The organism is Streptomyces piniterrae (assembly GCF_005048155.1).
Lineage (GTDB): Bacteria > Actinomycetota > Actinomycetes > Streptomycetales > Streptomycetaceae > Streptomyces > Streptomyces piniterrae.
The window spans coordinates 238487-250611 of the sequence record NZ_SUMB01000011.1; the positions used below are offsets into that span (position 1 = coordinate 238487).

The window sequence follows — 12125 nt, forward strand, 5'->3', positions numbered from 1 at the left end:
CGTACGTGTGTCGCTCGGTGAGCCAGTGCCCGCATTCGGGAACAGAATCGCGGCGTCCGGTACTGAAACAGATATGAGCGACAACAACGACTTCGACAGCCACGGTCCCAGCGACACCCCCGCCTTCCGCATCGAGCACGACTCCATGGGCGAGGTGCGGGTCCCCGCGCGCGCGAAGTGGCGGGCGCAGACCCAACGCGCGGTGGAGAACTTTCCGATCTCGGGGCAGCGGCTGGAGCGGGCGCATATCGAGGCGCTGGCGCGGATCAAGGCCGCGGCGGCCAAGGTGAACGCCGAGCTGGGGGTGCTCGACGCGGAGGTGGCGGGGGCGATCCAGGAGGCGGCCGGTGAGGTGGCCGAGGGGCGCTGGGACGAGCACTTCCCGGTGGACGTGTTCCAGACGGGATCCGGCACGTCGTCGAATATGAATACGAATGAGGTCATCGCGACGCTGGCGGGCGAGCGGCTGGGGCGGGACGTCCATCCCAACGACCATGTGAATGCCAGTCAGTCGTCCAACGATGTCTTCCCGTCCTCCATCCACATCGCGGCGACGGCGGCCGTCACCCGTGATCTGATTCCGGCGCTGGAACATCTCGCGGCCTCTCTGGAGCGTAAGGCGGCGGAATTCGCGGAGGTGGTGAAGTCGGGGCGGACGCATTTGATGGATGCGACGCCGGTGACGCTGGGTCAGGAGTTCGGGGGATATGCGGCGCAGGTGCGGTACGGCGTGGAGCGGTTGCGGGCGTCGTTGCCGCGGCTGGCCGAACTGCCGTTGGGCGGGACGGCGGTGGGCACCGGAATCAATACTCCGCCCGGTTTTTCGGCGGCGGTGATCGAGGAGGTGGCGCGGGCTACGGGGCTGCCGCTCACGGAGGCCCGCGACCATTTCGAGGCGCAGGGCGCGCGGGACGGGATTGTGGAGATCAGCGGCCAGTTGCGCACCATTGGGGTGGGGCTGACGAAGATTTCCAATGATCTGCGGTGGATGGCTTCCGGGCCGCGGACCGGGCTTGCCGAGATTGCGCTGCCGGATCTTCAGCCGGGTTCGTCGATCATGCCGGGGAAAGTGAATCCGGTGATTCCGGAGGCGGTACTGATGGTGGCGGCGCAGGTCACCGGGAATGACGCCACGGTCGCGGCGGCCGGCGCGTCCGGGAACTTCGAGTTGAATGTGATGCTGCCGGTGATCGCCAGGAACGTACTGGAATCGGTGCGGCTGCTGGCGAATGTCTCGCGATTGCTGGCGGACCGGACGATCGACGGGATCACCGCGAATGCGGAGCGGGCACGGGAGTACGCGGAGTCCTCGCCGTCGGTGGTGACGCCGCTGAACAAATACCTCGGGTACGAGGAGGCGGCGAAGGTCGCGAAGAAGTCGCTGGCGGAGCGGAAGACGATTCGTCAGGTGGTCATCGAGGGGGGATATGTCGAGCGCGGGCTGCTGAGCGAGGAGGAACTCGACCGGGCGCTGGATGTGTTGCGGATGACGCATCCCTAGGGTGGGATCCCGGGGGGCGTACCCCCGGGGTCGGACCCCTAGGGGTTGGTCGAACAAAACCCTTAGGGGTTGCGAGGTCCCCTTGCAGGCCACAACGTGGGGGCGGTGGGCAGTATTCCCGGCGTTCCCGGGGTGCGCGGGGTGCGCGGGGTGCGCGGGGTGCGCGGGGTGCGCGGGGTGCGCGGGGTGCGCGAATGGGATCCGCCGGGATACGCAACGGCTTCGGCCCAGGGTGGGCAATTGCCTTCGGCCTCGGGGTGCGCAAACAGCTTCGGCCCCGGGGGCCCAATGAGGATCGGCCCCGGCGTGCGCGAACGGGATCGGCCGGGGTGCGCAACCGGCTTCGGCCCCGGGATCCGGGAATGGCTTCGGCCTCAGGGTGCGCAATGGGGACCGGCCCCGGGGTGCGCGCATGGGGCCGGCCGCCCCGGCGGGGCGAGGGGATCGGCCGACCCGGCGGGCGCGAAGGGGCCGGCCAGCCCGGCGGACGCAAAGGGACCGGCCGACCCGGCGGACGCAAAAGGACCGGCCAGCCCGGCGGACGCAAAAGGACCGGCCGGTCCGGCGGGCGCAAGGGGATCGCCCCCCGGTTGCGAATGACGGCTTCGTGAACGGCGGTGCGGCTCAGGTCACGGCGGGTGTAACGCCGCGCCCCTAGGATCTGCGCATGACAGCGGACATGGTGGAGACGACGGAAGGCGAGACGGCGAGCGGCACCCGTGAGGCGGCCAGGGGCGCGAAGCGGGTGCGCTGGGCGCCGGGCGACCACATTTTGTGGCGTTACCGGGATAACGCCGATGCCGGAAGAATCCACATCTGTCGCCCCATGACCGTTGTCCAGGACACTGACGAGCTGCTCGCGGTGTGGATGGCGCCGGGTACGCCCTGTATCCGGCCGGTGCTCGCCGACGGGACGCCCGTACACCGCGAGCCGCTGTCCACCCGCTATACGAAGCCGCGCCGTACGGCCCGTGACCAGTGGTTCGGTACGGGGGTGCTGAAGCTGGCCCGGCCCGGCGACCCGTGGTCGGTGTGGCTGTTCTGGGAGCGGGGCTGGCAGTTCAAGAACTGGTACGTCAATTTGGAGGAGCCGCGGCGCCGTTGGGCGGGCGGTATCGACTCGCAGGACCATTTCCTCGATATCTGCGTCTATCCGGACCGGCACTGGGAGTGGCGGGACGAGGACGAGTTCGCGCAAGCGCAGCGGGACGGGCTGATGACGGCCGCGCAGGCCGCCGAGGTGCGCTCCGCCGGGCGGGCCGCGATCGCACACATCGGGGCGTGGGGCCGGCCGTTCCCGGACGGCTGGGAGAACTGGCGGCCCGATCCCGCCTGGCCGGTGCCGCGGCTTCCGGAGGACTGGGATCACGCACCGGGGCATTTGCGGTCGTGAGCGGGTGAAGTAAAGCCAAGCGGGGGGAGTGAAGGGAGCGAACGTGGAAAGGTGCGCCTATGGACAAGGGTTGGGGTAAGGGTGTTTCCCGTGGTCTGGCGGAGGACGTTCCACAAGACACTCCCGAGCCCCCTTGCTGTGCACCCGGGCTTCAAACGTAGGATCGTCCTCCGCAAGACTGCACAGGCGCAACTCCAGAACGGGAAACCGAACTTGACCGCGGTCGCAGGAGGGGCAAGGTCGTGAGCGCTGCCAGCTACGACAGTTATGAGGGCCTGAACCGGTTAGCACTTGACCGGGCCGGCCAGGCCGAGGCGTTCGACGCGATCGGCGACCGCTACGACGATGCTTTCCCGCACAAGGAAGGCCAGCTCGCGGCGGGCGCCTGGCTTGCCGAATCGCTGCCGGCCGGTTCGCGTGTGCTGGACCTCGGGTGCGGTACGGGTGTGCCGACCGCCCGTCAACTGTCCGATGCCGGGCATCGCGTGGTGGGGGTGGATTTCTCCCCCTCGATGATCAAACTGGCCCGGGACAACGTCCCCGCCGCGGAATTCCACCGCCTGGACATCGCCGATCTGCGGAACGGCCGGCTCGGCGGCTCCGGCTCCTTCGACGGAATTGCCGCTTTTTTCTCACTGCTGATGCTGCCACGTGCGGAAATCCCTTACGCACTGGGCATGCTGCATGATCTGCTACGACCTGACGGGCTGCTCGCCCTGTCGATGGTCGAGGCGGATGTTGACGACTTCACCATTCCGTTCCTGGGAAACTCGATCCGGGTATCGGGTTACCTGCGGGACGACCTGCGCCGGATCGTGCACGACGCGGGTTTCGACGTCACCGGGGAGGACTCGTTCGCGTATGCCCCGGCGAGTACGGACGTACCACCCGAAATCCAGCTCTTTCTGCACCTGCGACGCGCCTGAGACGCAGCGTCAGGCGCGTCCGCACCGGCGACGCGCTTGAAACGCGGCGCGTCGGGCGCGCAGCCCCGGACGGATGGAATCCCACGCGTGACGGAGCACCCCACCTCCCACGAATCGCGGCGGTCGGCCTCGACCGCCGCGTCCTCGGCGTCCCCTTCGCGGGGGCCGGCCGGGGCGGCGCCGCTGGGCGCGGTCCCCGACCCGCGCAGCGCCCTGCACCAGCCCATGGCGTCCGGCTTCGCGCCGGTGCCCGCGGCCGGCTTCGCCGTGCGCGGCGGTGACGACGCCGGTATCGGCGGCGACGGCGTATGTCGTGACACGGGGGCGGCCGGCGGGCCGGCCGACGGCGCCCATGGCGAGGCGTACGACGGCGCGGACCAAGCTGTGACCGGAGGCGCGAGCGGAGGCGTGAGCGCAGGCGCGTACGGCGGTGCCGGGTCTGCCGGGTTCGCCGGTTCGGCCGTCGTTGCCGCCGCGGGCCCGGACGGCCGTGACGGTGACGAGCCGGCCCGGGGCCACCGCGCCGCCGGGCGCGAGACGGCGGCCCATGGGGGCCCGGCCCGTGGCCGGGAGCACGGTGCGGCCGGGGCGGTCGGCCATGGCGTCCAGGCGGCGACCGGCGGCCCGCAGGACGGCGAGGGCGCCGGACGGCCGGCGCCCGCTCAGCACGCGGGGCGGTATGTGGCACGGGCCGCGCTCGGCAGCCCGGAGGCCCCGGAGCCGGGCGAGGCGCCCTTCGACGAGAACGCACGTCCTGGCGGGACGGCACGGCCCGGCGAGGGCATCGGCCGGCCGCGCGAGGGCGCCGAGGCGGGCCGGTCCACCGGAGTGCCGGTGCCCCCACAGGCGTCCCCTCCGTCCCCACCGTCCCCGCCGGCCCGTTCCGCGCATCCGCCGCAGACCGGCGAGGGCGAGGCGGCGGCCCGGCAGGCCAGCGGCGACCGGCTGCGGTTCATCGGCGCGGCGACCCGGCGGATCGCCCGGGGCATAGATCTGGACGAGATCGTGCTCGGCCTGTGCCGGGCGACGGTGCCGACGTTCGCCGACGCGATCCTGGTGTATCTGCGCGACCCGCTGCCGGTGGGCGACGAGCGGCCGACCGGTCCGGTGGTGCTGCGGCTGCGCCGTACCGACCGGATCCCGGAGGAGCCGGACACCAACGGCACCCGGCTGCCGGTGCTGCCCGCGCAGCCGGACCTGGGGCCCGCGATGGGCGGCAGCGCGGCCGAGCTGGCCGAGGTGCGGCCCGGCGGCCCGCTGGCGGAGGTGCTGCGGGGTGTGCGGCCGCTGTTCGGCGAGGCGCAGGCGGCGCGTACCGCGCTGCCCGAGCTGCTGGGTCCCGACACCCGGCTGCCCACCGGCCACCGGGTGGTCCTGGCACCGCTGCGCGGGCGCCGGCGGGTGATCGGGGCGGCGGTGTTCCTGCGCCGCCCGGACCGTCCGGCCTTCGAGCCCGACGATCTGCTGGTGGCGGCGCAGTTGGCGACGCACACCGCGCTGGGTGTGGACAAGGCGGTGCTCTACGGCCGCGAGGCGTATATCGCCGACGCGTTGCAGCGCACGATGCTGCCGGACTCGCTGCCGCAGCCCACCGGGGTGCGGCTGGCCAGCCGCTATCTGCCGGCCGCCGAGACGGCCCGGGTGGGCGGCGACTGGTATGACGCGATCCCGCTGCCGGGCAGCCGGGTGGCGCTGGTGGTCGGCGATGTCATGGGGCACTCGATGACGTCGGCGGCGATCATGGGACAGCTGCGGACGACGGCGCAGACCCTCGCCGGGCTGGATCTGCCGCCGCAGGAGGTGCTGCACCATCTCGACGAGCAGGCGCAGCGGCTGGGCACGGACCGGATGGCGACCTGCCTGTACGCGGTCTACGACCCGGTCGCGCACCGGATCACCATCGCCAACGCCGGGCATCCGCCGCCCGTGATGCTGCACCGCGGCGGCCGTGCGGAGGTGCTGCGGGTGCCGTCGGGCGCGCCGATCGGGGTCGGCGGGGTGGACTTCGAGGCGGTGGAGCTGGACGCCCCGGCGGGCGCCACCCTCGTGCTCTACACCGACGGTCTGGTGGAGTCGCGGATCCGGGACGTGTGGACGGGCATCGAGCAGCTGCGGGAGCGGCTGACGGAGACGGCCCGGCTGACGGGTCCCAATCCGCCGCCGCTGGAGCCGCTGTGCGACGAGGTGCTGGACATGCTGGGGCCCGGCGACCGCGATGACGACATCGCGCTGCTGGCGGCCCGGTTCGACGGGATCGCGCCGAGCGATGTCGCGTACTGGTATCTGGATCCGAAGGCGCAGACGGCGGGGCAGGCGCGCCGGCTGGCCCGTCGGGCGCTGGCGCGCTGGGGTCTGGAGGAGCTGACCGATCAGGTGGAGCTGCTGGTCAGCGAGGTGGTGACCAATGCGGTGCGGTATGCGGAGCGGCCGGTGACGCTGCGGCTGCTGCGTACGGACGTACTGCGCTGCGAGGTCGGCGACGATGTTCCGCAGCTGCCGCGGCTGCGGCAGGCCAGGCCGTCGGACGAGGGCGGGCGGGGGCTGTATCTGGTCAACCGGATGGCACGGCGCTGGGGTGCGACCCGGCTGAGCATGGGGAAGGTCGTCTGGTTCGAGCTGTCGATGCCGTCGGGGGCGGGGCGCGGCTAGGGCCTGTCCGGTGGATCATGGCCTGGCCCGCCGCAGCACCGTTCCACATATTGGACCCCGTCTGGGATCGGACGGGGTCCAACTCTTGCCGACATGCCGTCGGGGGCGTTGACTCTGGAGTGGGACAAAAGTGAACCGAAGGGATCTACAGCCCTCACCGTCCCATCCTCGTCGAAGGGGAGGCAGTCCTCCATGACCAGCACCGCTCGCGACGTCCCGCGCACCACGAACAACGCCGGGGTCCCGGCGGAGAGCGACGAGCACTCGCTCACCGTAGGGCGCGACGGCCCGATCCTGCTGCACGACCATTACCTGATCGAGAAGATGGCCCAGTTCAACCGCGAGCGGGTCCCCGAGCGGGTGGTGCACGCCAAGGGAGCGGGCGCGTACGGCACGTTCGAAGTCACCAACGACGTCAGCCAGTTCACCAAGGCGGTCCTCTTCCAGCCCGGCAAGCAGACCGACATGCTGGCCCGCTTCTCCACGGTGGCCGGTGAACAGGGCAGCCCCGACACCTGGCGCGACCCGCGCGGCTTCGCGCTCAAGTTCTACACGGAGGTCGGCAACTACGACCTGGTCGGCAACAACACGCCGATCTTCTTCGTCCGCGACACGATCAAGTTCCAGGACTTCATCCGCTCCCAGAAGCGGCGGCCGGACAGCGGCCTGCGCGACAACGACATGCAGTGGGACTTCTGGACGCTGTCCCCGGAGTCCGCGCACATGGTCACCTGGCTGATGGGCGACCGCGGTATCCCCAAGACGTACCGCCACATGAACGGCTACGGCTCCCACACCTACATGTGGATCAACGAGAGCGGCCAGCGGTTCTGGGTCAAGTACCACTTCAAGACGGACCAGGGCGTCGACTTCCTCACCCAGGAGGAGGCCGACCGGCTCGCCGGGGTGGACGCCGATGTGCACCGGCGTGATCTGTACGAGGCGATCGAGGGCGGCAACCCTCCCTCGTGGACGCTGTATGTGCAGGTCATGCCGTTCGCGGACGCCCCCGACTACCGCTTCAACCCGTTCGACCTGACCAAGGTGTGGCCGCACGGCGACTATCCGCTGATCGAGGTCGGCCGGATGACCCTCAACCGGAACCCGGACGACTACTTCATCCACATCGAGCAGGCCGCGTTCGAGCCCAGCAATCTGATCCCGGGCGTGAGCGTCTCGCCCGACAAGATGCTGCTCGGCCGGATCTTCTCCTACCCGGACACCCACCGGTACCGCATCGGCCCGAACTACGCGCAGCTGCCGCCCAACCGGCCGCACGTCCCGGTGCACTCGTACGCCAAGGACGGCTCGATGCGCTTCGACCCGGCCCGGACGGGCAGGCCGTACGCGCCGAACTCCTACGGCGGGCCGGCCGCCGACCCCGCGCGGTTCGATCCGGCCTCCGGCTGGGAGACCAGTGGCGAGATGGTGCGCAACGCCTACTCGCTGCACCGCGAGGACGACGACTGGGGGCAGCCGGGCACGATGGTCCGCGAGGTCCTCGACGACGCGGCCCGCGACCGGCTGGTGGGCAATGTCGCCGGGCACCTCAGGAACGGGGTGAGCCGCCCGGTGCTGGAGCGCGCCCTCCAGTACTGGCGCAACATCGACAAGACCGTGGGCGACGGGATCGCCGCCGAGGTCAACGGCGGCTGACCGGCCGCGGCAACAGCACGGCCCCCGCTGCGAGGCGGGGGCCGTGCTGCATGGGGTTGAGGGAGCTACCCGAAGCTGGACAGGGTCTTGCCGCCGTTGCCGCCGCCGCGGCCGTCGGTGGTGCCCCCGTCGGTGGTGCCGCCGTCGGCCGTACCGCCGTCCGTGGTGCCGCCGTCCGTCGGCCAGCCGGTGGGCGGCGTGGTGGGCGTGCCCGTCGGCGGGCCGGTCGGGGTGCCCGACGGTGTGCCGGTCGGCCCGGTCGGGGTGGGCGTCGGCGTACCGCTGGGGCCCGTCGGGGTGGGCGTCGGGGTCGGTGTGGCCGGTGTGGTCGGGGTCGGGGTGGGCGTGGGGGTCACGCCCGCGCCGAGTTCGGCGTCGAGGTCGAAGTCGGCGCCGGTGTCGCCGCCGAGCGCGGCCGCCGTGTAGTCCGCCCACACCCTGGCCGGGTAGCCGCCGCCGTTGACGCGGCCGCCGCCACCGGTGCCCTTCAGCGTGACCTGGGAGCCCGCCCGGACCTTGCCGTTGGTCTCGGCGGCCTCGCCGAACATGCCGACCGCGGTGACCAGCTTGGGCGTGTAGCCCACGAACCAGGCCGACTTGTTGTCGTCGGAGGTGCCGGTCTTGCCCGCCGCCTTGTAGTCGGTGTTCTTCACGGCCTCCGAGGCGGTGCCGTCGTTGACCACACCGGTGAGCACGGAGGTGAGGGTGTCGGCGGTCCTGCGGCTGAGGACCTGGTCGCCGATGGGGTCCTTCAGCTGCTGTGCCTCGTCGACGCCGTTGGTGTTGTGCACGGCCTTGGTGACGAGGGTCGGGGTGACCTTCCTGCCGTGGTTGTCGAGCGTGGCGTAGGCGCCCGCCATCTGGAGCGGGCTGGCGCCCATGGTGCCCAGGGTCATGGCCGGCTTGACGTCCATCTTGTCGCCGTCCATGCCCAGCCTGACCGCGGTCTTCTTGACCTCGTCCAGGCCGACGTCCTGGCCCATCTGCGCGAAGACGGCGTTGACGGAGTTGTTGGTCGCCGTCTGGACGCTGATCTTCCCGTACTGCTCCTCGTCCTCGTTGGGCGGCGCGAAGGGGATGGTGCCGCCGACGACCGGGCGGCGGTTACGGCCGTCGTAGATCGTGTTCGGGTTGATCGGCAGGTTGTCCTGGGTCTTCGCGTCGTTCTCCATCGCGGCCGCGAGGATCAGCGGCTTGAAGGTGGAGGCGGGCTGGTAGTCGGAGCGCGTCGCGTTGTTCGTGTAGTGCTTCGGCCAGCCCGCGCCGCCGTACATCGCCACGATGTGGCCGGTCTTGGGATCCACCGACGTCGCGCCGAGCTGGGCGTCCGCGTCGACCTTGCGGCTCTTGGGCTTGAGTTCGTCGGTGAGCTTGCGCTTGACGGCCTTTTCCAGCTCCTGCTGCTTGTCCTTCTGGATGCCGAGGGTGACGGTCCAGCCGCCGAGCGCGAACTTCTTCTCGTCGACGCCCTGGGCGAAGAGTTCCTTCTTGGCCATGTCGACGAGGTAGCTGGCCTGGCCGGTGACGCCCGGCGCCGCCTTGGGGTCCTGCGGCTTGTCGAAGACCTGCTTCCGGCGCTCCTCCGGGGAGATCTTGTGCATCTCGACCATGTTGTCGAGGGTGTACGCCCAGCGCTCCTTGACCCGCTTCCTGCCGGCCTCGGTCGCGCTGGAGTAGTCGTACTGGCTCGGCGCCTGGAGCAGCGAGGCGAGATAGGCGCCCTGCGAGACGGAGAGCTTCTCGACGTCCACGCCGTAGTACGCCTGGGCGGCGGCCTGGATGCCGTACGCGCCGCGGCCGTAGTAGCTGGTGTTGATGTAGCCGGCGAGGATGTCTTCCTTGGAGAACTTGTTGTCCACCTTGAGGGAGATCACGATCTCCTGGAGCTTGCGGGAGACCGTCTGCTCCTGGCTCAGGTAGTAGTTCTTGACGTACTGCTGGGTGATCGTCGAGCCGCCCTGCTTGCCCTCGCCCATGAGGGTGTTGAGGATGCCGCGGAAGGTGCCCTTGAGGTCGACGCCGGAGTCCTCGAAGAAGGTCTTGTTCTCGGCGGCGACGAAGGTGAACTGGACCTTCCGCGGTATTCGGCTGAGCGGGACGTTCTCGCGGTTGACGCCGGCCCGGGCCAGGACCTTGCCGTCGGCGTACTTGTAGACGTTGCCCTGCTTGGTGGCCTGCTCGTTGCCGTCCTCGGGGACGTCGACGTACAGGTAGAGGCCGATGAAGCCGAGCATGCCCAGCAGGATGACGCCGAGGAACGTCCCGAGGATCTTCTTCCAGGTGAAGAGGCGGCGTATGACGCTCTTCTGCTGTTTCGGTTTGGCTCGGCGAGCGCTCCCCTGTCGCGCCCGTCTCGCGTCCGCTCGGCCCATCGCTTCAGCAACTCCAGTCGTTCCGCCCCCAGAAAACTCAGCTGTCGAAGCTAACACCGCATCTGTCAACAAATACTCATCGATCAAGGCTTTTCCCGACGTGACAAACAGCACCCGACCTGGGGGCAACCGGGGACCGGGGGTAAACCGTCGGCCCGCGTTCGCACTGGACAGCCGGGGGCCCGACCCTTAATCTGCTATCAGTTTGCTAGACCAGCGACATCACACAATGCGGTGGACATCACGCACGCCACCGCGCACGAGAAACGGGGACCCCATGTCCGACCCGATAGCGGCCGACCTCACCGCCGATCCAGCCGACGAGCTCGCCGTCGACGCCCCCGCGATGCCGGAGCCGCAGGTCCGCGAGAACACGGCACACAGCATCCCCGGCGGCCTCGCACTGCTGCTGACCTGGCTCGGCGTCTTCCTCAGCATCGGCCTGATCATCGTCGGCGGCGTCGTCGGCTCGGGCGGCAACAACGCGGTCGGCGTACCGCTGGTGATCCTCGGCGTCCTGCTGCTGCTCACCTCGTTCTTCTGCATGGGCGGCGTGAAGATGGTCGCGCCCGGCGAGGCCCGGGTGCTCCAGCTGTTCGGGCGGTACGTCGGCACCCTCCGTACCGACGGCCTGCGCTGGGTCAACCCGCTGACCAGCGCCCGGAAGATCTCCACCCGGGTCCGCAACCACGAGACCGCGGTGCTGAAGGTCAACGACGCCTACGGCAACCCGATCGAGCTCGCCGCGATCGCGGTGTGGAAGGTCGACGACACCGCCCGCGCGCTCTTCGAGGTGGACGACTTCCTGGAGTTCGTCGCCACCCAGGCCGAGGCGGCCGTCCGGCATATCGCGATCGAGTACCCCTACGACGCACACGACGAGAACGCCCTGTCGCTGCGCGGCAACGCCGAGGAGATCACCGAGAAGCTCGCCCTCGAACTGACCGCCCGGGTGCAGGCCGCCGGCGTCCAGATCATCGAGACCCGCTTCAGCCACCTCGCCTACGCCCCCGAGATCGCCTCCGCGATGCTCCAGCGGCAGCAGGCCGGCGCGGTCGTCGCGGCCCGCCAGCAGATCGTCGAGGGCGCGGTCGGCATGGTCGAGTCGGCACTGGAGCGGATCAACGAGCAGGGCATCGTCGAGCTGGACGAGGAGCGCAAGGCGGCCATGGTGAGCAATCTGATGGTGGTGCTGTGCGGCGACCGGGCCGCCCAGCCCGTCCTGAACACCGGCTCCCTGTACCAGTGAGTCCCCGCACTCCCGAGGGGCCCGGCGCCGAAGGCGGGCGGGCCCCCGCGCGAAAGCCGCAGCAGCGCAAGCAGGTGCTGCTGCGGCTGGACCCGTTGATCCATGACGCGCTCTCCCGCTGGGCCAACGACGAACTGCGCAGCGCCAACGCGCAGATCGAGTTCCTGCTCCGCAAGGCACTGTCGGAGGCGGGGCGGCTACCCCGGGGCGCGGGGGCGATCCCCCGGCGGGGCCGGCCGCCCAAGGAGCGGCCCGAGCCCCCGCCCGAGCCACCTGGGGACGACTGAGCCGGTGCCGCGCACCACCGGGCGCCATTGGGTGCGCCCTTGTGCGCTGTGTCGCGTGGGCATACAGGTACTGCGCGCCCCCCTGGCGCGTA

At 70.5% G+C, this 12125-nt stretch carries 8 protein-coding genes; 7 read left to right on the plus strand and 1 reads right to left on the minus strand.

Going from position 1 to position 12125, the window contains the following annotated elements; genetic code table 11:
* The first annotated feature begins 73 nt into the window (after positions 1-73).
* The 5 genes from FCH28_RS28710 to FCH28_RS28730 all read left to right on the plus strand — a co-directional run bounded on the left by FCH28_RS28710 (position 74) and on the right by FCH28_RS28730 (position 8125).
* Positions 74-1501: a class II fumarate hydratase gene (locus FCH28_RS28710; RefSeq protein WP_136743173.1), complete on the plus strand. Its 1428-nt coding sequence runs from the start codon at positions 74-76 to the stop codon at positions 1499-1501.
* A 667-nt stretch (positions 1502-2168) separates the two neighbouring features.
* Positions 2169-2894: a cytidylyl-2-hydroxypropylphosphonate hydrolase gene (gene fomD / locus FCH28_RS28715; protein ID WP_136743066.1), complete on the plus strand. Its 726-nt coding sequence runs from the start codon at positions 2169-2171 to the stop codon at positions 2892-2894.
* A 242-nt stretch (positions 2895-3136) separates the two neighbouring features.
* Positions 3137-3820: a class I SAM-dependent DNA methyltransferase gene (locus tag FCH28_RS28720; RefSeq protein WP_136743067.1), complete on the plus strand. Its 684-nt coding sequence runs from the start codon at positions 3137-3139 to the stop codon at positions 3818-3820.
* An 87-nt stretch (positions 3821-3907) separates the two neighbouring features.
* On the plus strand, positions 3908-6469 hold the full coding sequence (locus FCH28_RS28725) for a SpoIIE family protein phosphatase (RefSeq protein ID WP_136743068.1): 2562 nt from the start codon (positions 3908-3910) through the stop codon (positions 6467-6469).
* A gap of 192 nt (positions 6470-6661) precedes the next feature.
* Positions 6662-8125: a catalase gene (locus tag FCH28_RS28730; RefSeq protein ID WP_136743069.1), complete on the plus strand. Its 1464-nt coding sequence runs from the start codon at positions 6662-6664 to the stop codon at positions 8123-8125.
* Positions 8126-8190: 65 nt separating this feature from the next.
* Here FCH28_RS28730 and FCH28_RS28735 read toward each other — a convergent pair whose 3' ends face one another.
* Entirely contained in the window at positions 8191-10497 is a 2307-nt protein-coding gene (locus tag FCH28_RS28735; protein WP_136743070.1) for a transglycosylase domain-containing protein, read from the minus strand.
* 277 nt (positions 10498-10774) lie between these two features.
* On the opposite strand from FCH28_RS28735, the gene FCH28_RS28740 reads away from it, so the two are divergent.
* Positions 10775-11746 carry an SPFH domain-containing protein gene (locus tag FCH28_RS28740; protein WP_136743071.1) on the plus strand — a complete coding sequence of 324 codons (972 nt, stop codon included), beginning with the start codon at positions 10775-10777 and terminating at the stop codon, positions 11744-11746.
* The gene (locus tag FCH28_RS28745; protein WP_136743072.1) at positions 11743-12033 is read left to right on the plus strand and encodes a type II toxin-antitoxin system antitoxin; all 291 of its coding nucleotides are present in this window, start codon (positions 11743-11745) and stop codon (positions 12031-12033) included. Before FCH28_RS28740 ends, FCH28_RS28745 begins: the two co-directional genes overlap by 4 nt.
* The last annotated feature ends 92 nt before the right edge of the window (positions 12034-12125 follow it).